A 19,377-nucleotide genomic window follows, 5' to 3' on the forward strand; every position below is an offset into this window, starting at 1 on the left:
TCATTCCTGTCGCTGTCGCACACTCTCCAGAGTCGACACCGCGAACCCGTCGGGGCCCACCACGACTCCGCGTCTGCGGCCCACGCGGGCCACACTCCCCTTGGCTCGCACGGTGCGGCCGCGCCGATGTGCGTCCAGCGCGGCCGCGTACTGTTGCGCGCCAGCCAACCGGATCGAGACGACTCGCTCCGGCGCCTCGACAGCCCCATCGACCACGCTACGGCCGCGCACGCCGACTACCCACCTGTCGCCGTCCTTGTCGTCCGACAGGCTGGTAACCAGTCCCTCCACAACCGCCGAAGCAGCAGGCACAGTCTGGCTCAGCTTCTTGCCTCGCGCATGGATCCGCTCGCCCGCTCCGTCCGGGAACTCGACCGCCACGGGTCCTTGTCCCGCGGGAACGGCCCACGACCAACAGAACTCAAGCCGGAAGGGCGACCGTCGCCAAGGTCCTGCCAGATCCCCGAACGCGAGGCACGTACCGTCGGCGACAGCCTCGTCCGCACCATCCTCGAACGACCCCTCGGTCGCCATCTCCAGCTGCGCCAACGAACTGTGCAGCAGGCGCAGTGCGGTCAGCCTGCCCAGCGACTCGACAGGTCCTGGCTCTACCGGCAGCAGAACATCGACGCCGAACGCGTCGTCGGCCAAGCTCAACAGGGTCCGTTCCAGCAGCGAGCCCACCATCGTCGGTCTCGTCCCGTGCGAGTGTTCCGCGACGCCCCGGGCACACGCCGCGATCAGGTCGCGTACCGCGCGCATGGCCCGCAGGCCCGCGGGCAGGGCGATCTCGCCCCATTCGGCATCGGACAGGCGATACGAGACGACATCGACAGCGGGAGTGATCATCGCGCGGGCAACTAGTTGAGGGGACCGTTCCTCGGCTGCCGCCACGAGCACCACCAACTCCCGCAACAGCATCACCGAGTCGCCCATGGTGTCGGTCGGCGGCACCAGCACGTCGAAGTCCTGCCACGTCCAGATCTCCGCGCCACGCCAATACCTGGTGACTGTCCAGCCGTGACCCCGCAGATATTCCCGCGCCTCACGAATCAGCGGTGTGCGGATCATCCTTGTGCCGTGCTCTCGACGTTGCTGACGACCAGCGCGCGCAGGCTCGTGGCCGTCAGCACGTTACCCAGGGGCAACTTGACTCTGATGTGGCGGTGCCGGTCCGCTGCCACGGGTTGCCGGTCTCTCAGCGACAGGTAGTAGCCGATGTGCCGCAGTAGCAGCCCCGATGTGCTCAGGTCGGCGTAGGAGGCCGCGTCGCGAGGAACATGGACGACAAACAGGTATCGGGGCACGACGAACTCCGAGCCGGCGAGCTTGTTGAACTGCACGTGATCCAGGCCGTCGAAGGTCACACAGCCGTGCTGGGTCGCCAACCGGGAGGTGGTCTTCACCTGCACGTCGATCCTGGGCGAGAAGCCTCGCGGCGTGCGACCCGGCAGTTTGATGCACAGGTCGATGCCGTCGAGGTCCACGTCGTCCTCGGCCCACGTCAGGCCCGCCGCCGACGCCAGCACCCGGATGTAGTCCGCCCCGAACTTGCCCTGGTGATTGCGCGAGTCGAGCACAGGCTCCTCCCAGCGCTGGCGCTCGGTGTGTCCTGACAGCATCGACCAACGGGGACGGTCCACACACCGGTAGGACCGTCAACTCACCCGTTCGCCTGCACGACACACACAGCGCCGCCCAGTACTACCGTTTCGTGCGGGACTAAAGGCCCTGCTACCGCCACTCCCCCAGCCTGATGGACCCCGCCGTCGTCAACTCCAGCGAGCGCCACAGCGGGACGCCAGGCTCGACAGCGTGGGCGAGCCAGCGCCGCACCGGGGCCGGCAGCTCGGCGGCCGCCGCCGGGTCGAAGGCCGCCGGCCCGTCGGTCGCGGCCGACAGCTCGGCCCAGTCCTCCCGCAGGAGCGGACCCGCCACGGGGGCAGCACCGTTGACGGAGTACATCGCCGCCTCAACCACGCACGATCGCCGGGCCCAACGGCCTGGGCTCGACCTCGCGGACACCGGGCACGATGTGCGCCAGCGCCCGCACCATGCCCTGCTCGGCCTGGTCGAGGAAGTCACCGCGCACGATCACCACGCCGTCGTCCGCCTCGACGTCGAAGCGCCTGCCCTGCCCGAAGTAGTCGGTCAGCCGGTAGCGGACCTGCGCGGCCACGGTGTTGTCCTCGTGCGCCAGCGCGCGCATCACGTCTCGCCGGCTGACCACGCCGACCACGACCCCGGCCGCCACGATCGGCGCCGACCGCAGGCCGCGCCCCAGCAACTGGCGGGCCACCTCGGCGACGGTCTCGTCGGGGTGCAGCACGAACACCGGGGCGGTCATCGCCTCGGCCACCACCGCCGCGCGTCCGTCGCCCGACCGCAGGCGCCGCGCGATGACGTCGGTCTCGCCGATGATCCCGACCACTCGCTGGTCAGCGTCGACGACCGGTAGCGCGGCGAACCCGTTGTCGTGCAACAACACCGCCGCGTGCGTGAGGGTGCTGTCGGGCCGGACGCACACCACCGGTCTGGTCATGATGTCCCGTGCTCGCATGACGCCTCCCTGCTCGATGCCATCACGCTAGGCGGGAGGCAGGCGCGGCCGGCAGAGTCGCACCGCCCGCGTCCGGATCCGGAAGTCCCGGGTTCCCCGGGGTTTTCGACCCTGGTGCGGGGCCTGTCCACGGTGGTGTCGTCGGACAGTGGATTCGGGTTGTGCAATCCCAACGCGGGACTGGAGGCGACGATGCGATACCCGGACGTGGACACCGTGATGACCACCGAGCTGGTGGCCACCACCCCGGACACCTCGTTCACGCAGGCCGCCAGGCTGTTGACCGAGCACGCCGTGAGCGCGCTGCCGGTGCTCGCCGCGAGCGGCCGCCTGATCGGCGTGGTCTCCGAGGCCGACCTGATGCGCAAGGAGCAGTACCGCCCCGAGCCCACCGCGGACCACAAGCCGCTACTGGAACTGCCGGCCCGCCGCGAGCAACGCCGCAGGGCCCACGGCCTGGTGGTGGGCGACGTGATGAGCGAGCCCGTCCAGACCATCCGGGCGCACACGCCCGTGACGGAAGCGGCCCGCGCGCTGGCCCGCTCGAACGTCCGCCGGCTGTTCGTGGTCGACGCCGAGGACCGCCTGGTGGGTGTGCTGTCGAGGCGCGACGTGCTCAGGTTGTTCCTGCGCGGCGACCAGGAGATCGGCGAGGTCGTGCGGCACGAGGTGTTCGAGCGGGTGCTCTGGGCGGACATGGCCCTGGTCGTGGTCACCGTGGAGGACGGGGTGGTGACCCTGCGGGGCCGGTTGGAACGCCGCAGCGAGGTCGACCTGGCCGGCCGGCTCACCGAGGCGATTCCCGGGGTTGTCGGGGTGGTGAACTCGCTGCGCTGGGAACTGGACGACGCCCAGCCCGAGCACGCGGGCGGCCTGCCTCGCGTCGATCCGCGCGCGCCAGGGTCTTTCGGCCCGCTTCGCCGGGACGGTCGCTGACTGCGCCGCGCCCGCCCGCGCAGTACCGTGCTTCCGGTGAGCACTCGGGTGTTTCTGGTCGACGACCACGAGATCGTCCGGCGCGGTGTGGCGGACCTGCTGGGCGACGAGGACGACCTTGAGGTCGTTGGCGAGGCGGGTTCAGTGGCCGAGGCGCTGGCCAGGCTGCCAGGGTGCGCGCCGGACGTGGCGGTACTGGACGTGCAGTTGCCCGACGGCAACGGCGTGGAGCTGTGCCGCGAGCTGCGCTCGACCAATCCCGAGCTGCGCTGCCTGATGCTGACCTCCTACGCCGACGACGACGCGCTGTTCGACGCGATCATGGCCGGCGCGGCGGGGTTCGTCCTCAAACAGGTCCTTGGCGCGGACGTGGTCGCCGCGGTGCGCACGGTCGCCGCCGGCCAGTCGCTGCTGGACGCCCGCACGACCTCCGCGCTGCTCAACCGGTTGCGGCGGGAGCAGGAGCACCGCGACCCGCTGCGGGAGCTGTCCGAGCAGGAGCGGGTCGTACTGAACCTGATCGGCGACGGCCTGACCAACCGGCAGATCGCCGAACGAATGTTCCTGGCGGAGAAGACCGTCAAGAACTACGTGTCCCACCTGCTGGCGAAGCTGGGCATGCAGCGCCGCACCCAGGCCGCGGTGCTGGCCGCCGACCTCCGCAAGGACAAGCGGCCCCAGCAGTGAGGCCGACGAGCCCGACGCCGGGGACCTGGCTACGGTAGCGGCACCCGCCAGATCAACCGAGTACCTTCGCCGGGCACGGCCCGCACCTCGAACGTCCCGTGGCAGGCCGCCGCCCGGTTTTCCAGGTTCGCCAGCCCGCTGCGCGCCACCTCCCCCGCCACACCGACCCCGTCGTCGGCCACCTCGATGACCAACTGGTCGGTCGCCTCGACGGTCACCGAGACCGAGGCGGCCCGCGCGTGCCGCACCGCGTTGCTCACACCCTCGCGGACCACGGCCTCGGCGTGCTCGGCGATCGCGGCCGGGACCAGGGTGTCCACCGCGCCCGACATCCGCACCGACGGGTTCACCTCGGCGTCGGCGGTGACCTCGGCGACCACGTCCAGCAGCCGCCGCCGCAGGCTGCCGGTGCCCTGTTCGCCCCTGCTGTGCAGGTCGAAGATCGACGTCCGCAACTCGTGCACCGTCTGGTCCAACTGCTCGACCGCCCGCTGGATCCGGACCTGCACCCCACGGTCAGCAGTACGGCGCAGGGTGCCCTGAAGGCTCAGGCCGACCGCGAACAACCGCTGGATCACATGGTCGTGCAGGTCCTGGGCGATCCGGTCGCGGTCGGCCAACACATCCAACAACCGCTGCGCCCGTTGCTGTTCGGCCAACTCCAGCGCCATCGCGGCCTGGTCGGCGAACGACCCCAGCAGGGGAACCTCGTCGGGCAGGAACGGCGCGGCGCCCTTGTCCCGGATCGCGAGCAGCACACCGATCACCCCGGCCGGCGCGCGCAGCGGCACCGCCAAACCCGGCCCGAACGACGCCAACACCGCGCCGAACTCGCCCTCGAGCACGTCGGTGACCTGGGCGATCAGCATGGGCGTGCCGGTGCCGAACGCCTCGCCGATGGCGAGGTCGGCGACAGCGGCGGCCAACCCGACCACGCGGTCTCCCGGTTGGCCCGCGACCGCGCCGACCCGCAGATTCTCCTCCTCCTTCAGGAGGATCAGCGCCCCGGACGCCGACGACAGCTCCAGCGCGCGCTGGGCGACCAGCCGCAGCACGTCCTCTCCCGACGCCCCCGACAGCAACTCCGCGCGGATCTCCGCGGTGGCCTCCAACCACCGCTGCCGCTTCCTGCCCTGCTCGAACAACCGGGCGTTGTCCACCGCGACACCCGCCGCCGCAGCCAACGCCCGCAACACGATCTCGTCGTCGGCGGTGAACTCGCCACCACCGCGCTTCTCGGTCAGGTAGATGTTGCCGAACACCTCGTCACGGACCAGCACCGGCGCGCCGAGGAACCGCTTCATCGGCGGATGGTTGGGCGGGAACCCCACCGACGCGGGATGCTGGCTCAGGTCCGCCAACCGCACCAGACGCGGCTGTTTGATCAACAACCCCAGCAGGCCACGGCCCTCCGGCAGATGCCCCATGTGCGAGCGGGTCTCCGGGTCGATGCCCTCGTAGACGAACTCCGAGAGGCCCTCGTGCGGGCCGAGCACACCCAGCGCCCCGTAGCGGGCGCCCACGAGCTCCACCGCGGCCTGCACGATCCTTTGCAGGGTCGAGTCCAGCTCAAGGCCCGAGGCGACGGACAGGACGGCGTCGAGCAACCCCTGGAGCCGATCGCGGGTCCTGACGATCTCGGTCAGGCGGTCCTGCACCTCGGCCAGCAACTCGTCCAACCGCAGCCCGGCCAGCTCGACCGTCGCCGAAGGCGGCGACTCTGGCTTGCGCGGCGGTGCCATGAGCGCTCCTGCTGATTTCGGTAGGACGGTGTCCGGCCTCAGCTTGACACGGTGTCCAGCCGCCGCCAAGGCGCCCACGCCGCGCAGGAGGGCCCTGTCAGGTGGTGACTTTCGCCCGTGGGTGCCTGCCGTCCCCGTGGCGCACCGTGGGGGCGTGGTTCTCCACCGGGAGACACGTGAACGCACCGGCATCGGGGCGACGGGGTGATGGGCGATGGGCGTGACGACGGCAGCGGCGCTGGGGCTGTCCAGCGAGGACATCGGCATGGTGTTGGAGGCCGGCGCCCAGGCGCCGTCGCTGCACAACTCCCAGCCGTGGCGGTTCCGGGTGTTGCCCGAGGCCATCGAACTGCACGCCGACCTGACTCGACGGCTGCCCAGCACCGATCCCGACGACCGCGAGCTGCGCCTTGCCTGCGGCGCCGCGCTGCTCAACATCCGGCTGGCCCTGCACAGCAAGGGAGTCCGGCCGCTGGTCAGCCTGCACCCCGCCGCCGCCTCCGGCCCGCTGGCCGTCGTCACGCATGGCGGCACCGCGCGGATGACCGAGGACATCGCCGCGCTGCTGCGGGCGGTGTGGCAGCGCCACACCAACCGCCGCCCGTTCCTGGACGCCCCGGTCCCCATCGCGCACCGACACATGCTCGTCCGCGCCGCGCAGACCGAACGAACCTGGCTCCAGATGATCACCGACCGCGACCAGCGGGCGCGGCTACAGCGCATGGTCGCCCTGGCCCACCGCGAGCAGCTGGACGACCCCGCGTACCGCGTCGAGCTCGTCACGTGGACCTCCGTCGACGACGGACGGAACGACGGCGTGCCGCCCCGGTCGGCCGGGCCCGCCCCCGAAAGCCAGGACGAGTGGACGCTGCGCGACTTCACCTCGGGGCAGGGCACGCCCCGCCGTCCCGGCAAGGACTTCGAGTCCGAGCCCCTGATCGCGGTGCTCAGCTCCCACTTCGAGGGTGAGCTCGCCCAGTTGCAGGCAGGACAGGCCATGCAGCGCGTCCTGTTGACCGCGACCGCGCTCGGCCTGGCCGCCTCGTTCCTCTCCCAGGTCATCGAGGTCCCCACGACCCGAGGCGAGCTGCGCCGCATGATCGGCGGCGGCGTTCATCCGCAGACCGTGCTGCGCATCGGGTTCGGCTCCCCCGTGCCCGCCGCGCCGCGCCGGCCCGTCGCCGAGCTGCTTCTCCCCACCTCCAGCCCCAGCAACTGCCACTGACCACAGCAGGAGTCCCGCCATGACCGTGCCCGCCGCCGTGGTGGCCGGAGTGCCACCGGCACCCGCCACCCTCGACCACCTGACCTGGGCCGCCCGCTACGCCCAGTCGCTCGGTGTCGAGCTGCGCCTGACCCACACCTACCGGAACCGGTCGGCGAGCCGGGACTCCACCATCGACCCGGGCATGCGGGCCTGGACCCGGCTTCGCGAGATCGCCGACCAGCTACGCACCCGCTTCCCCGGGCTGGAGGTGAGCGAACGGCTCGTCGAGGGCAGCCCGGCAAGCGGGTTGGTGCTGGCCGGCGACGACGCCCGCGTAATCGTGGTCGGGCACCGCACCCGCTGGGCCCCGATCGAACTCCTCGGCGGCTCGACCGCAGCCAGGGTGATCGGGCAGGCCCGATGCCCGGTGGTCGTCGTTCCACCGCGGGCGTCCTGGACCGAACCGGACCGTCCCATCGTGGTCGGCGTCGACGACACCCGACACTCGCGGCGCACTCTCGGCCACGCCCTGATGCTCGCCGAGCATCTCGGCACCTCGGTGCGGGCCGTGCACTGTAGGGCACAGTTGGGCACCGACTCCGACCTGCGCACCGCGCTGTCCCAACTGGCCTCCAGGCACCCCGCCGTGCCCGTGCCCCTTGGCGAGTTCACCGGCCGGGTGCTGTCGGCGCTGGCCTGGCACGCCCAGTTCGGTTTCCTCGTCGCGGTCGGCAGCACCGCGGGCGGACACCTGCGTCGGGGTCTTCGCCGGCTGTTGGCTCGCACGTCCCGACCCGTTCTCGTGGTGGGCCCGCACGTCGACGACCCGCGACCGCTCGAGATGCCTCCCGGCCTGCTGTTCCAACTGCCCAACACCACGCTGCACGCCACCAGGAGCTGATCATGCGCGCGAAGGACATCATGACGACCCCGGTGATCACCGTCCGGGCCGGAGCCTCGATCAAGGAAACCTCGACGCTGCTGGCCACCCACGGCTTCACCGCTGCACCGGTGACCGACGAGGACGACCGGCTGATCGGCATCGTCACCGAGGCCGACCTGATCAAGGACCGCATCCTGCCCGACCCCAGGTCCCACATGATCCGCGACACCAGCCACCACGAGCGGCCGCCGATGACGGTCGGCGAGGTCATGACCACACCGGTCGAGGGAATGACACCCGGCGCCGACGCCGCCGACCTGGCCAGGATGATGGTCGAGGAGGGCATCCGCAGCATCCCCATCGTGGACGGCGCCGCCGTCGTGGGCATCGTCAGCCGCCGCGACCTGCTGCGCACCCTCATCCGCGACGACGAGACGATCGCCGCAGACGTGCGGCACCAACTGAGGATGTACGGCGGCGACCATCGCTGGCGGGTCACCGTGGCCGCTGGCGTGGTGACCATTGCGGACTGCTTCGACAACGCCACCGACCGCCGCGTGGCCGAGGTCCTGGCCGGCGCGGTGGCCGGGGTGGTGGCCGTCGAGGTCGCGTTCGAGGCCGAACTGCGGGTCTGACCGTTCTCGGTCCCTCAACTCCCCGGGGCTTCACCGGTCGACGGCGGAACCCCGGGGAGTTTCCGTGCGGCGGCACGCTATTCGCCAGGAGCGTCCCCGTCGACGTCGACCCGCTCGGATCCGTTGGCGATGCGTCGGCCGTTGACCAACTCGATCGCGATGCGAACGAAATGGTCTCCCGTGCCGGGCGTCCACGAGTGCAGGTCGAGCCGCGCCAGCTCCGCCTGTTCGTCCTCGTCAAGAACCAACTGCGCCCTGCCTATCGCCACGACGCTCCACCCCGACCTGGCCCGGTGGTCGAACTCGTCGGCCTCGAAGGCCACCACGGCGTTGCGGGTCGCCGCGGCCAGCTTGCTGCCCTGGCCGGCGCGCAACACGACGCTGCGCCCCACGACCGCGAAGGTGACGGGTTGCACCGCGGGCATCGCCTGCTCGGTGAACACGATCCGTCCGATCGGGACTGTCGACAACAGTCGCAGGCACTCCCGCTCGTCAAGCACCCGCAGGCCCGCCGAGTCGAACATCGCCACACCAACTCCCCCGATTCGATCCATTCGGTCCGTCGCCACCGTCTCCCGGCACCACGTCGCACAGAAGGGTCGAAAGTCCCTGTTGACAATGGACCTGTGGAGGTATCGCCCGGAGTCAGGCGGGCGGGCGCGGGGTCACCGGAAACTCTGTCGTGCCAGGCAGCCCTCAGGGCTGACGGGCCGGGCCCTGTGTCGCGTCGACGGGGACTTTGTCCCCTCTCCCGCCAACGCCGTTGCGGCGAGGGTGGTTACCGGGGCCTCGTCCGAGGCCGCGTGAGAGGTGTTGGCCAGGCAAGGGAGTTGAGAGCGCAGACGACCCGCTATGTCATGCCCTTCGAGGAACTGGGGAAGCAGGACGCGGCCGCGGCCGGCGCCAAGGGCGCGAACCTGGGTGAACTGGTCAACGCCGGATTCCCGGTGCCGACCGGCTTCGTGGTGACCGCACAGGCCTACCTGACCGCGATGGAGCACTGCGACGTCCGCACCGAGATCACCGACATCCTCACCACCGTGCCGCCGTTGGTCGACCAGCCTGCGGAGGTGGCCGCGGCCTGCGGACCAGGGTCGGGCACCAGACGCACAAGATCGTGCGCGGCCCGCAGGGCCACGACCTGCTCGTCGACCTCGACGAGCGCACCGGCGCCGCACGGGTGCTCACCAACGACGAGGCCATCGGGCTGGCTCGGCTGGCCACGCAGGTCGAACAGCACTACGGGTCTCCGCACGACCTGGAATGGGCGATCGCCGAGGACCGCATTGGACCGGATGCCGGGCCTGCTGATGGTCTATGCCGTCCAGGCCGCCGACCTCGGTCTGGGTGTCGGCCTGTCCCCGCAGGTCGCCGCCGCGCTGCCCGGACTCGTCGACCGGGTGGTCGCCGAACTGACCGCGCCACACTGAGGACGGGCCATGTCACGCGGACAGCTGCGGATCTACCTGGGGCACCAGTGCCTGGCCAGAGGCACCAACGTGGTGATCGGCGTCGTCGAACAGCACGAACAGCGACTGACCGAGACCATGGCCGATGGCCTGGAGGTGATGCCCGTCAGCGCGTGCCCACGGGGGCGCGTGTTCGAGGAGATGGATCTCGACGCGCTGCTCGCGCTTCGTCCGCAGGTCGTGCTCGTCGACGAGTTCGCACACCGACGTGCCCGGCCCGCGGCACGAGACGAACGGTGGCAGGAGGTCGAGGATGGGCGGCTACGAGTCGTCGAGGCAGATGCGTCGTGCGAGTGCGGGAGTCCACGCAGACGCGCGGGGGCCGCAGTGCCGGCGGGCATAACACCCCGGGGACAGAGTCGTGACGTTGGCGTCGCGACCCGCCGGCACCTGCGGTCTCTCTCCGTGTCCCAGCAGGACAGTTCCGGCAAAGAGGGCCGTTGTTCCTCGGGGCCAGATCTTTGTGAGCATGGGACGGGGCTCTGGCCCCAGGGACCGGGTTCTCAGTGGTGAACTGCGGGTGCTGCGCGAGATGCTCGCCCGGTCAGGCGAAATGGGGGTCCTCGAGCGCGGGCGGGTGTCCGCTGATCGCGGTGACGATCTCCGCCGCGACGTCGCGGAGCCTGAGGTTGCGGTGGCTGGAAATGGTTCGCAGGATCTCGAATGCCTTGCCGGCGGTGCACCGGTCGCGGGCCATGATCATGCCCAGGGCTTGGTCGATGACCGCGCGGGAGGCGAGAGCCTGGCGCAGTTGGTCGGTCAAGGCGGCCTGGCGGGCGGCGTTGATCGCGGCCGACAGCAACACACCGGTGTGTTCGGCGGTCAGCTGGATCGCCTGACGGGTCTGGGTGTCGAACCCGTCGACGGTCGTGGCGTACAGGTTCAGCGCGCCGATCGCGGTCCCGTCCGCGTGCAGTGGGTGGGAGTAGACGCTGCGCACCCCGTGCGCGAGCATCGTGGTCGAGTACGTTCCCCACCGGGTTTCCCGGGTCAGGTCCGGCACCAGGATCGGCTCGGCGCCACGCATGCACTCCAGGCACGGCCCCTGCCCGCTGCTGTACTGGATCTCGTCGATCATGCTCGCGTGCGCGTCCGAGGACGCCACGGTCATCACCTGGCCGCCGCGTTCCAGCGTCACCCCGGCCATCGGATGGCCCGGCAGCAGCCTGCACGCCGTGTCGGCGATGTGTCGCAGCGACTGCTCGATGTCGGTGGTCGACAGCATCAGCGCGGTCAGCTCTCGCAGGCCGGCCTCCAGATCCCATTCCGGCACAGACTGCTCAGACATCACGCGCCAGCCTCCTGTCGTCCTTGTTTCGTTCGCGGCGATGGCTGCCCGGGGACTCGCTGCTTCAACCCCATACGACCGGATACCACCCGCCTGGCGAACCTGTTGGGTCCGCGGCTTCCGCCCGTGGGACTTTGGCCCCTGCTCATCCCGAAATTCGGCCGTACCCACGACCTGACGACGCACCGATAATGAACCTGGTCCAGAGACGAGGCCACCCCACACCACAGCCTTGATGCTCCCTGTGAGGTGTACCGTGCAGCGACACGACGACCCGCATCCCACCGTCCCCCATCACGTCGGCATGGCCGACGTGCGGCGGATCGAGGCCATCACCGCGCAGTGCCGGGCCATGGACTACCGCAAGGGCGGCGGGTCCTGCCGGCAGGCGGTGCTGGACCACCTGGCCGAGACCCGCCCGCTGCTGTGGGCCACCGCCAGCGACAAGGTCACCGCCCGCCTGTACTCGGCCGTGGCCGACCTGCACAACCTGGCCGGCTGGACCTGCTTCGACACCGGCCTGGTCCCCGACGCCCGCGCCCAGTTCGGCCACGCCCTCGACCTGGCCCGCCTGGCCCCGAATCCTGGTCTGACCGCCAACATCTACTACCGGATCGGCCGCGTCCACCTCCACCACGACCAGCCCGACCAGGCCACGACCTGCTTCCAGCTCGGCGAGCACGTCGCCCGCCGCGCCGGCTCGGCCCACGCGCTGGCCATCCTGTCCGCCAACCAGGCGTGGGCCGCCGCGACGATGGGACACGCCACCGACGCAGTGCGCCTGCTGGAGCAGGCCCGCCTTGCCTTCACCCGCAGCACCTCCCACCCGCCAGCACCGTGGACGGCGTTCTTCGACCAGACCGACCTGACCGCCATCACCGGAGTGATCCACGCAGAGCTAGCCGTCCACGTCGACCCGACCTACGCCACCGACGCGATTCCCGAGCTGACTGCCGCGGCGGCCGGCTTCGGTCCCGACATGGCGCGCAGCCGCGCCTTCAGCCTGACCGCCCTGGCCACCGCGCACCTGGTCGACGGCAACCTTGACGACGGCGTGCGAGTGGGCCTGCGAGCCGTGGACACGGCCGCGTACCTGGACTGCACCCGCGTCCTCGACCGGCTGCGCCCCCTGCGCAACGAGGCGTGCCGCCATCAACGCCACAGCGACACCTGCGACCTGATCGACCACATCACGACCCTGCGCGCCGCCGCGACGAACGCCTCCTCGGTCAGCCAGGATCGCCTGGAAGGAACCGGGTGAACGAGCTGGCACAACAGATCAGGTCAACTGTTCGGGATCTCGAAAGGCAAGATGTTGGGAGGCACACCTGAAGGTCAAGGCAAAACCAGGGTGCGCCGGGCGTGGATGACCGCACGATTGAAGAGTTCGGACCGCCGTCCGGTTCACCACCGCGTGGAGAACCCGGCCACGGTAGCGAGCACCGGCCTTCCCGTCCCCGACCGGAAGGCCCCGACTGTCTCGACCAGCCACCCCGACCGGTTGCGGTTCCTGCCCGCCTGACTCATCGCCCTGTCGACGCCCCCAAAAGATCCATTTAGGACAGTGCACGCAGGGTCAGCGCTCAGGAAACCGGTTGGCACGGTCCGGAGGGGCTACGGAGCCTGACCGCGTCGCCGCATCCGTGGCCGCCACGGTCATCGCCGCACCGAACAGCAAATCCGTCCGCGTGCGGTCAGGACACCGGCAGCAGTTGTTGGTCAGCATGGAGGTGGAGGCAGTGGCCTCGCGGGCAGTGCAGCGGCCCCTCGGGCGTCGATAGCGCCTGTCCGCCAGGCGGAAGGCCCCGAGCATCGCTCGGGGCCCTTGCTCGTTGTCGGCGGGTAGGTCAGAGCAGCCAGCGGTTGGCGCTGACGACGCTGAGTCGCGACCACATCCTGCCCAGCCCCCAGGTGTTGCCCGCGTAGGCGGCCGCGGCGACGATCAGAGCCAGTGCGTAGACGATGTGGTAGTCCACCAGCGGATTGGTCGAGCCGCTCGCCGCGCCGGTGGCGGTGTGCTGCGCGAAGGGCCATTCGGCGACCCACATGAACAGCATCATCAGCGTGCCGGCGACCGCGGCGATCCGCAGCGCGACACCGAGCGTCGCCGCCAGGCCGATGCTGAGCAGGCCGAGCATGAACAGCCAGTCCGCCCAGCCCGCGCCGGCCCAGGAGTGGAACATCGACTGGAACGGACCCGCGTGGACGCCGCTGAGGAAGCCCTTGGTCGGCGAACCGCCGTTGACCCAGGCGTTCTTGGACTGGGTCGCGTAGCCCCAGCCGAACAGCTTGTCGACGAAGGCCCACAGGAACACGAAGCCGGTCGCCATCCGCAGCACCGCGAGGGCCCGTGCCGCGACGGCCGGGCCGCGAGTGGATTCGGGGACCGGATCCCCTGCCGGTGTGCCTGGCGCGGTGGTCCTGTCGACGCGTTGTACGGGGATCGAAGCCTCTGTGACGGGCCGAGCCTTGTGCGGAGTGGACATGAGGTGCCTCCTTGTGTCGTGACTTCCTTGCTGTGTCAGTGTTTTCAGACGAGGACGCGTTCGCCGTCGCGAGGTAGGACGGCGCACCAGTCGTGGTCCTCGCGCCGTCGGTCGGCCAACCGCGCGGCGCCGTCCGGTTCACCGTGCACGAGGTAGGTGGCGTCCGGTGTCGGTGCCGCCGTGGCCCAGGCGACCAGCTCGGAGGCGTCCGCGTAAGCGCTGAACGCGTCGAGGACCTCGACGTCGGCGCGCACCGGCACGTAGCGTCCGTGGATCTTGATCTCCCGCGCCCCGGCGGCGAGCTGCCGCGCGCGGGTGCCGGCGGCGGCGAAGCCCACGATGAGGATCGTGTGTCTGCGGTCGGGCAGCAGGTGGGTCAGGTGGTGCAGCACCCGGCCGCCGGTGGCCATGCCAGAGGCGGAGATGATGATCGAGGGCATGCGCGGGTCGTTGACGCTCATGGACTCCTCCACCGAGTGCAGTTCGGCCAGGTGTCCGGGATCGAACGGGTCGACGGCGTCGGCGAACTCGGGTCTGATCTCGGGCCAGCCCTCCTGAAGGGCCTGCCGGTAGACCCGCAGCGAGGCCAGGGCCATCGGGCTGTCCACGAACACCGGCACGTCGGGGATGGCGCCCGCGCGCGCCAGCTTGGCCAGCTCGACGAGGATCACCTCGGTGCGGTCCACGGCGAACGCCGGGATGAGGACGCTGCCGCCCCGGCCGATCGTGCGGCACACCAACTCGGCGAGCCGCTCGGTGGCGTGCTCGTCGTGGTGGTCGCGGCCGCCGTAGGTGGACTCCAGCAGCAACGCGTCGCAGTCGGGCCTCGGTTGCGGCGGGCGCAGCACGCGGTGCACGGGCCGGCCGAGGTCACCGCTGGCGACCAGGCTCCTGGAAATCCCGCCGCCGGTCAGCCACAGGTGTGCCCAGGCGGAGCCGAGAATGTGCCCGGCGCGGCCGAACTCGACGCTGATGCCCTCGGCGAGCTCGATGGGCACCCCGAAGTCGACGGGCCGCAGCAGCCGGAGGGCTTTCGCCGCATCCCGTTCATCGTAGAACGGCAGCGCGGGGCGGTGCTTGGACCAACCCGCCGCGTTGGCGTGGGTGGCTTCCTCCATGAGCAGGTGCGCGCTGTCGGCGAGCACGATCGCGGCCAGCCGAACAGTGCCCGGTGTCGCGTAGACCGGCCCGTGCCAGCCCGCTCGGGCCAGCACGGGCAGGTAGCCGCAGGGGTCGAGGTGGGCGTGGGCCAGCACGACCGCGTCGAGCCGGTCCAGGTCCAGCGGCGGTGTCTGCCAGTTGCGGCGGCGCAGCGGCGCCAGCCCCTGGAACAGGCCGCAGTCCACCAGGACACCCGAGGGGCAGGCCTCGACGAGGAACTTGCTCCCGGTGACAGTGCCCGCGCCGCCGAGAAAGGTGATCGCCGGCCGTCCCGTCCTGGTGCGCTGTCGCTGGGTGGGTCGGGAGATGCCGACTGCGAGGGTGTCCTGTGTGGAAGCCATGCCGTGCTCCTGGTTCTGGTGGCGCTCAGAGCGCCGGGCCGACCACGAACTGTTCGTCGGCGGCCGGGTCGGGCTGTTGGTCGGCGTCGGTGTGGGCGGGGATGATGACCACGGGGCAGGGAGCGTGCCGCACGCAGTAGGCGCTGACGGTGCCCAGGAGCTTCTCGGTGATCCAGGAGTGGCCGTGGCTGCCGACCACCAGCAGGGACGCGCCCCTGGCGTGGTCGACGAGCGCTTTCGGCGCCCAGCCAGCGATCACATGCTGAAGTACCCCGAGGTTCTCGTCGCCGACGCCGGTCTTGGTCACGGTCTCGCTGAGCACCTCGGCGTGCTCGTCGCGGATCTTCTCCGGCTGTTGGTAGGGCAGCGCGAGCACGGGTTGTGGCCCGGCCAGCTGCGGCTCGGACTGCCAGGCGATGACCGCGTCGACCACGGCGTCGCGGCGGGCGGCCTCCTCCAGCGCCCAGCGCAGCGCCTCGGTGCTGGCCGGTGAACCATCGACACCGACGACGATGCGCTCCCGGTCCTCGTTGTTGTTGGCGTTCATGGCTTTCCTTTCGTCTGTCTCACGCGTTCGAGCCAACTGGTTGACGTTGCAGGAGGAGGTCGACGTCGCGGGCGATCACCAGGTCCTCTCTGGCCGTCAGCACGACGACCGTGGCGCCGGCGCCGGGCGGGCTGATCACCCGGTCGCCCGAACCGAGATTGCGCGGCGTGTCGACGGCGATCCCCAGGTGCGTCAGGCCGTGCAGGAGTTCGGCGCGCAGGCCGGGAAGGTGTTCGAGCACGCCGCCGGTCAGCACGAGAGCGTCGAGGCCGTCCAGGGACACCAGGGATGCGGCGATCTCGCGACGCAGCCGGTGCAGGTACACCCGCACCGCCAGCGCGGCGCGGGAGTCCCCGCCACCGCGTGCTCGGCCGGCTCGGGCAGCCGCAGATCGTGCTGCGCCAACCCGTGTGCCACCGGGTTCGCGCTCATCCGCGCCTCGCCCTGAGGACGCCAGCACCCCACCCACGGCACCGGCGCGCCATCCTCGTCGAACAGCTCACCCGGCCGGTAGGACCGCAGCCAGTTCTCCAGCATCGCCAGGTGTTCCGGGTTCTCGCGCACCGCCGTCAACGGCACCTGGTGGGCCCGCCAGGAGCCCTCGACCCGGAGACCGTCGACCTCGGCCGGCCCGGTCCATCCCTTGGGAGTGCGCAGCACGATCATCGGCCGGCGGGTGCCGCGCCGGATCAGTCCCCGCCGGGCCTCGTGCTGAAGTTCCCCGATCTCGTCGAGGCACTGGTCCACGGCGTGGGCGTAGGCGGCGTGCACCTCGAACGGATCGTCGCCCTCGACCTCCACCGGCCGCCACCCGTACCCCAGCAGCATCGCGGTGAGATCGTTGCGCGGCAGGCGAGACAGCACTGTCGGGTTGGCGATCTTGTAGCCGTTGAGGTGCAGGATGGGCAGCACGGCCCCGTCACGGGCCGGATTGAGAAACGCCGGCGCGTGCCAGCTCGCCGCCAGCGGCCCGGTCTCCGCCTCACCGTCGCCGACCACGCACGCGACCACCAGATCGGGATTGTCCAGGGCGGCGCCGGTCGCGTGCGCCAACGAGTACCCCAACTCCCCGCCCTCGTGGATCGAGCCGGGCAGGTGCGCCGACGCGTGGCTGGGGATCCCGCCAGGAAAGGAGAACTGCCGGAACAGGCGGCGCATCCCCTCGGCGTCCTGAGCGATGTCGGGATACAGCTCGGAATAGGTGCCCTCCAGCCAGGCGGCGGCGTTCAGCCCGGCCGCCCCGTGCCCCGGCCCGGCCACGAACAGCACGGACAGTCCTCGGGCCATGATCGCCCGGTTGAGATGGGCGTAGGTCAGCGTCAGGCCGGGCACCGTGCCCCAGTGACCTAGCAGCCTCGGCTTCACGTCCTCGGGCCCAAGCGGTTGCCGCAGCAGCGGGTTGTCCATCAGGTAGATCTGCCCGACAGCGAGATAGTTCGCCGCGCGCCACCACGCGTCCACCCGTTCCAGGGCCAGTGGGTCGGTGCCCAACTGCTCGGTGGCGGGGACCGCCGTGTGGATGGTCATCGACACTCCCGTCGAATTCATGGGTCTCGATCAAGATCGGTGCGAAGGGGTGCGAGGCCACCGGCCCGCGCCGCGCCGCCACCGACGGCGAACGTCCACGGCGATCAACGCGACCGTCACGACCAGCACCATCCCCAGGAACACCAACCACCACAGGATCTGGGCATCAAGCACCGAGCCGGACATCGCGAACCTCCGTTTCGCCTCGAGTCAAATCTCCTCACGGCACTGCGGAGACCGACAGCGGCGACCGACCTCTGACACCGAGGACCTTCGGTCCACACCGACCGTTCGATGGGCCCTGGCAGGCCCTGCCGGACCGGACGAGGCTGCGAGGCGCGCCACCGGTACCCGCCAAGGGAGGCAAGGATGACCATCACCGAGAACCGCGTCCTCCAACGCCCGTCGCCGATCACGACCACGACGCGGGTGGTGGTGGGCAGCGACGGCTCCTACTGGGGTGACGCGGCGCTCAACTGGGCCGCCGGCCACGCCTGGGTGCGGGGCGCCGAACTCCAGGTGTGGCAGCCAGCCGACCGCTCGACCATCCCGACCGACGTGCCCGGCGACATCGGCCTCAGCCACATCACCACAACGTTCCCCCTGCTGCACCTTCGCGCCGGGAGCCTGGACGGCGACCCGGTCGCCCGGCTGGTGCAGGCCAGCCGCACCAGCGACCTGCTGGTCCTGGGCTACCGGGGCCACACGCACTCCTACCTCGGGCTCGGCAGCGTCGTACTGCCACTGCTCCAGGCGACCCGATGCCCCACCGTCGTCGTCCGCGGCCACCACGCCGCCGTCCACGGCGAGCACCACCGCGTGACCGCACTGGTCGACGGCGGCGACCGGGACGCGGCCGTGCTGCGCCACGCCGCCGAGATGGCCCTGACCCACCGGGCGAAGCTGCGCGTCGCGCACGCCTTGGCGCTACCGGCCAGCCGGCCAGAACTGGTCGAGACCGACGCGCATTCCGCGCTGGCACAGGCAGAAGCGCAGCTCGCGCTGCTCGACCGCTGCCCGTCGACCTGCCTTGAAGTCGTTCGGTGCCACCCCTACGAACTGGTTTCCCGCTACACCGACACCGACCGGCTGGTCGTCGGACACGGCAACCCTCGCGGAAACCAGTGCGGCACCATCACCAAGGCCGCCCTGCACCACGCCTGGTGCCCCGTCCTCGTCGTGCGCTGAGGAGCATCACGGTCCGCGCTATCAGACACGCCACCGCCGGCCACGCACAGGCCGGCGGGTAGGTACGCCTGGAGAAGCTCCTCGCTGGTGAGTGCCCGACAGGTCACTGCGTACGTTGGCCGGTGACGCGCTGTCCGTGCGAGTCGCGACCGTGAGGCCGGCCAAGACACTGTCAGGTTGTGTGGTGGCCGGGGTGTTCGAGGCAGGCTGGGATTCTGATGGCACCGCGCGTCAGGCGGCGGCCGCGTCCGGCAGACCGTCGACCTGATTCCACGCGGCGAAGCGGATGTCACGACACCACGTGGGGCCAGTCAACGCTCAGGCTGGTCACCATCATCATGCCCAGCACGTGCTCGCTGTCCTGCGGGGTGGGGTGCTCACTCAACTGGCTGGCCAGCCGGGCGGTGTCCTCTTCGAACCGGCGGGCCCACCCTGATCGAGAATCTGGTCAGTAGCCTTGACCAGCTGAGTCGCGCATTCAATGATCTGATCGGTGGGCCGTGACTGCCCGACTGTTCTACCGGGTCTTGGCCCAAGGGTTGACCTGGCTGGCGCTGTTCGCCCGGTCCTCAGTACCCAAAGACACGGAGATACTCGCGCTTCGCCACGAGGTCGCGGTGCTGCGCCGCAGCACCCCACGCCCGCCATTCAACCGGACCGACCGGGCAGCCCTCACGGTGCTGTCCCCTGGCGCGGACACTAGTAGACCGTCGCGTCTAA

At 70.6% G+C, this 19,377-nt stretch carries 19 protein-coding genes and 4 pseudogenes; 11 read left to right on the top strand and 12 right to left on the bottom strand.

Annotation, left to right across the window (positions count from 1 at the left end):
* The 4 genes from F0L68_RS15065 to F0L68_RS15080 all read right to left on the bottom strand — a co-directional run bounded on the left by F0L68_RS15065 (nucleotide 1) and on the right by F0L68_RS15080 (nucleotide 2,560).
* Nucleotides 1-1,071 (bottom strand): hypothetical protein, encoded by a 1,071-nt coding sequence (locus F0L68_RS15065; RefSeq protein ID WP_149850194.1) that lies wholly within the window; start codon nucleotides 1,069-1,071, stop codon nucleotides 1-3.
* Complete coding sequence (locus F0L68_RS15070; RefSeq protein ID WP_223198808.1) at nucleotides 1,068-1,622, bottom strand: DUF4365 domain-containing protein; 555 nt, start codon at nucleotides 1,620-1,622, stop codon at nucleotides 1,068-1,070. Before F0L68_RS15070 ends, F0L68_RS15065 begins: the two co-directional genes overlap by 4 nt.
* A 112-nt stretch (nucleotides 1,623-1,734) precedes the next feature.
* Nucleotides 1,735-1,938 carry a DUF6544 family protein gene (locus tag F0L68_RS15075; protein ID WP_149850195.1) on the bottom strand — a complete coding sequence of 68 codons (204 nt, stop codon included), beginning with the start codon at nucleotides 1,936-1,938 and terminating at the stop codon, nucleotides 1,735-1,737.
* A 34-nt stretch (nucleotides 1,939-1,972) separates the two neighbouring features.
* Complete coding sequence (locus F0L68_RS15080) at nucleotides 1,973-2,560, bottom strand: CBS domain-containing protein (RefSeq protein WP_149850196.1); 588 nt, start codon at nucleotides 2,558-2,560, stop codon at nucleotides 1,973-1,975.
* Between the two features lie 192 nt (nucleotides 2,561-2,752).
* Here F0L68_RS15080 and F0L68_RS15085 point away from each other — a divergent pair, with 192 nt between their 5' ends.
* Nucleotides 2,753-3,496: a CBS domain-containing protein gene (locus F0L68_RS15085; RefSeq protein ID WP_149850197.1), complete on the top strand. Its 744-nt coding sequence runs from the start codon at nucleotides 2,753-2,755 to the stop codon at nucleotides 3,494-3,496.
* A 36-nt stretch (nucleotides 3,497-3,532) separates the two neighbouring features.
* Nucleotides 3,533-4,183, top strand: coding sequence for a response regulator (locus tag F0L68_RS15090; protein ID WP_149850198.1), 651 nt, complete (start codon nucleotides 3,533-3,535; stop codon nucleotides 4,181-4,183).
* 29 nt (nucleotides 4,184-4,212) lie between these two features.
* On the opposite strand, the gene F0L68_RS15095 is transcribed toward F0L68_RS15090, so the two are convergent.
* A complete protein-coding gene (locus tag F0L68_RS15095; RefSeq protein WP_149850199.1) occupies nucleotides 4,213-5,925 on the bottom strand; it encodes a sensor histidine kinase in 1,713 nt (570 codons plus the stop codon).
* 214 nt (nucleotides 5,926-6,139) lie between these two features.
* Between F0L68_RS15095 and F0L68_RS15100 the strand changes: the two genes are divergently transcribed.
* Genes F0L68_RS15100 through F0L68_RS15110 form a run of 3 tightly spaced genes read left to right on the top strand, consistent with a single transcriptional unit; the run spans nucleotide 6,140 to nucleotide 8,650 of the window.
* Nucleotides 6,140-7,150, top strand: coding sequence for an Acg family FMN-binding oxidoreductase (locus F0L68_RS15100; protein WP_149850200.1), 1,011 nt, complete (start codon nucleotides 6,140-6,142; stop codon nucleotides 7,148-7,150).
* 19 nt (nucleotides 7,151-7,169) lie between these two features.
* Complete coding sequence (locus F0L68_RS15105) at nucleotides 7,170-8,033, top strand: universal stress protein (protein WP_149850201.1); 864 nt, start codon at nucleotides 7,170-7,172, stop codon at nucleotides 8,031-8,033.
* Between the two features lie 2 nt (nucleotides 8,034-8,035).
* Nucleotides 8,036-8,650 carry a CBS domain-containing protein gene (locus F0L68_RS15110; RefSeq protein WP_149850202.1) on the top strand — a complete coding sequence of 205 codons (615 nt, stop codon included), beginning with the start codon at nucleotides 8,036-8,038 and terminating at the stop codon, nucleotides 8,648-8,650.
* A 77-nt stretch (nucleotides 8,651-8,727) separates the two neighbouring features.
* Here F0L68_RS15110 and F0L68_RS15115 read toward each other — a convergent pair whose 3' ends face one another.
* Complete coding sequence (locus F0L68_RS15115) at nucleotides 8,728-9,174, bottom strand: pyridoxamine 5'-phosphate oxidase family protein (RefSeq protein ID WP_149850212.1); 447 nt, start codon at nucleotides 9,172-9,174, stop codon at nucleotides 8,728-8,730.
* A gap of 333 nt (nucleotides 9,175-9,507) precedes the next feature.
* On the opposite strand from F0L68_RS15115, the pseudogene F0L68_RS44890 reads away from it, so the two are divergent.
* The 3 genes and pseudogenes from F0L68_RS44890 to F0L68_RS44900 form a co-directional block, all read left to right on the top strand.
* Nucleotides 9,508-9,630: pseudogene (locus tag F0L68_RS44890) on the top strand (PEP/pyruvate-binding domain-containing protein); the annotation flags it as partial.
* 137 nt (nucleotides 9,631-9,767) lie between these two features.
* Nucleotides 9,768-9,869, top strand: a pseudogene (locus tag F0L68_RS44895) (hypothetical protein); the annotation flags it as partial.
* A 220-nt stretch (nucleotides 9,870-10,089) separates the two neighbouring features.
* Nucleotides 10,090-10,632 carry a hypothetical protein gene (locus F0L68_RS44900; RefSeq protein ID WP_149850203.1) on the top strand — a complete coding sequence of 181 codons (543 nt, stop codon included), beginning with the start codon at nucleotides 10,090-10,092 and terminating at the stop codon, nucleotides 10,630-10,632.
* A gap of 31 nt (nucleotides 10,633-10,663) precedes the next feature.
* On the opposite strand, the gene F0L68_RS15135 is transcribed toward F0L68_RS44900, so the two are convergent.
* A complete protein-coding gene (locus tag F0L68_RS15135) occupies nucleotides 10,664-11,407 on the bottom strand; it encodes a GAF and ANTAR domain-containing protein (protein ID WP_149850204.1) in 744 nt (247 codons plus the stop codon).
* Between the two features lie 256 nt (nucleotides 11,408-11,663).
* Here F0L68_RS15135 and F0L68_RS15140 point away from each other — a divergent pair, with 256 nt between their 5' ends.
* Nucleotides 11,664-12,668 carry an NsdA family TPR-like regulatory protein gene (locus tag F0L68_RS15140; protein WP_149850205.1) on the top strand — a complete coding sequence of 335 codons (1,005 nt, stop codon included), beginning with the start codon at nucleotides 11,664-11,666 and terminating at the stop codon, nucleotides 12,666-12,668.
* Between the two features lie 586 nt (nucleotides 12,669-13,254).
* Here F0L68_RS15140 and F0L68_RS15145 read toward each other — a convergent pair.
* The 5 genes and pseudogenes from F0L68_RS15145 to F0L68_RS15165 all read right to left on the bottom strand — a co-directional run.
* Nucleotides 13,255-13,893 (bottom strand): DoxX family membrane protein, encoded by a 639-nt coding sequence (locus tag F0L68_RS15145; protein WP_149850206.1) that lies wholly within the window; start codon nucleotides 13,891-13,893, stop codon nucleotides 13,255-13,257.
* Between the two features lie 44 nt (nucleotides 13,894-13,937).
* The gene (locus tag F0L68_RS15150; protein ID WP_149850207.1) at nucleotides 13,938-15,395 is read right to left on the bottom strand and encodes an MBL fold metallo-hydrolase RNA specificity domain-containing protein; all 1,458 of its coding nucleotides are present in this window, start codon (nucleotides 15,393-15,395) and stop codon (nucleotides 13,938-13,940) included.
* 25 nt (nucleotides 15,396-15,420) lie between these two features.
* Nucleotides 15,421-15,942, bottom strand: a complete 522-nt coding sequence (locus tag F0L68_RS15155) for a universal stress protein (protein WP_149850208.1) — start codon at nucleotides 15,940-15,942, stop codon at nucleotides 15,421-15,423.
* A gap of 19 nt (nucleotides 15,943-15,961) precedes the next feature.
* Nucleotides 15,962-16,411 (bottom strand): acetate and sugar kinases/Hsc70/actin family protein, encoded by a 450-nt coding sequence (locus F0L68_RS15160; RefSeq protein WP_306463153.1) that lies wholly within the window; start codon nucleotides 16,409-16,411, stop codon nucleotides 15,962-15,964.
* Nucleotides 16,300-17,469 (bottom strand): annotated as a pseudogene (locus tag F0L68_RS15165) (phosphoketolase family protein); the annotation flags it as partial. The pseudogene F0L68_RS15165 and the gene F0L68_RS15160, both read right to left, overlap by 112 nt.
* 369 nt (nucleotides 17,470-17,838) lie before the next feature.
* On the opposite strand from F0L68_RS15165, the gene F0L68_RS15170 reads away from it, so the two are divergent.
* Both F0L68_RS15170 and F0L68_RS43540 read left to right on the top strand, forming a co-directional pair.
* A complete protein-coding gene (locus tag F0L68_RS15170) occupies nucleotides 17,839-18,657 on the top strand; it encodes a universal stress protein (RefSeq protein WP_188316589.1) in 819 nt (272 codons plus the stop codon).
* Between the two features lie 500 nt (nucleotides 18,658-19,157).
* A pseudogene (locus F0L68_RS43540) lies at nucleotides 19,158-19,377 on the top strand (hypothetical protein); the annotation flags it as partial.

It is taken from the genome of Solihabitans fulvus (assembly GCF_008386585.1).
GTDB lineage: Bacteria > Actinomycetota > Actinomycetes > Mycobacteriales > Pseudonocardiaceae > Solihabitans > Solihabitans fulvus.

What these genes read in the sequence shown, in the direction of transcription:
- F0L68_RS15080 (WP_149850196.1), bottom strand. Translation starts at nt 2,560, where the DNA reads ATGCGAGCACGGGACATCATGACCAGACCGGTGGTGTGCGTCCGGCCC.
- F0L68_RS15105 (WP_149850201.1), top strand. Translation starts at nt 7,170, where the DNA reads ATGACCGTGCCCGCCGCCGTGGTGGCCGGAGTGCCACCGGCACCCGCC.
- F0L68_RS15095 (WP_149850199.1), bottom strand. Translation starts at nt 5,925, where the DNA reads ATGGCACCGCCGCGCAAGCCAGAGTCGCCGCCTTCGGCGACGGTCGAG.
- F0L68_RS15100 (WP_149850200.1), top strand. Translation starts at nt 6,140, where the DNA reads ATGGGCGTGACGACGGCAGCGGCGCTGGGGCTGTCCAGCGAGGACATC.
- F0L68_RS15135 (WP_149850204.1), bottom strand. Translation starts at nt 11,407, where the DNA reads ATGTCTGAGCAGTCTGTGCCGGAATGGGATCTGGAGGCCGGCCTGCGA.
- F0L68_RS15085 (WP_149850197.1), top strand. Translation starts at nt 2,753, where the DNA reads ATGCGATACCCGGACGTGGACACCGTGATGACCACCGAGCTGGTGGCC.
- F0L68_RS44900 (WP_149850203.1), top strand. Translation starts at nt 10,090, where the DNA reads ATGTCACGCGGACAGCTGCGGATCTACCTGGGGCACCAGTGCCTGGCC.
- F0L68_RS15110 (WP_149850202.1), top strand. Translation starts at nt 8,036, where the DNA reads ATGCGCGCGAAGGACATCATGACGACCCCGGTGATCACCGTCCGGGCC.
- F0L68_RS15170 (WP_188316589.1), top strand. Translation starts at nt 17,839, where the DNA reads ATGACCATCACCGAGAACCGCGTCCTCCAACGCCCGTCGCCGATCACG.
- F0L68_RS15150 (WP_149850207.1), bottom strand. Translation starts at nt 15,395, where the DNA reads ATGGCTTCCACACAGGACACCCTCGCAGTCGGCATCTCCCGACCCACC.
- F0L68_RS15115 (WP_149850212.1), bottom strand. Translation starts at nt 9,174, where the DNA reads ATGTTCGACTCGGCGGGCCTGCGGGTGCTTGACGAGCGGGAGTGCCTG.
- F0L68_RS15070 (WP_223198808.1), bottom strand. Translation starts at nt 1,622, where the DNA reads ATGCTGTCAGGACACACCGAGCGCCAGCGCTGGGAGGAGCCTGTGCTC.
- F0L68_RS15155 (WP_149850208.1), bottom strand. Translation starts at nt 15,942, where the DNA reads ATGAACGCCAACAACAACGAGGACCGGGAGCGCATCGTCGTCGGTGTC.
- F0L68_RS15145 (WP_149850206.1), bottom strand. Translation starts at nt 13,893, where the DNA reads ATGTCCACTCCGCACAAGGCTCGGCCCGTCACAGAGGCTTCGATCCCC.
- F0L68_RS15065 (WP_149850194.1), bottom strand. Translation starts at nt 1,071, where the DNA reads ATGATCCGCACACCGCTGATTCGTGAGGCGCGGGAATATCTGCGGGGT.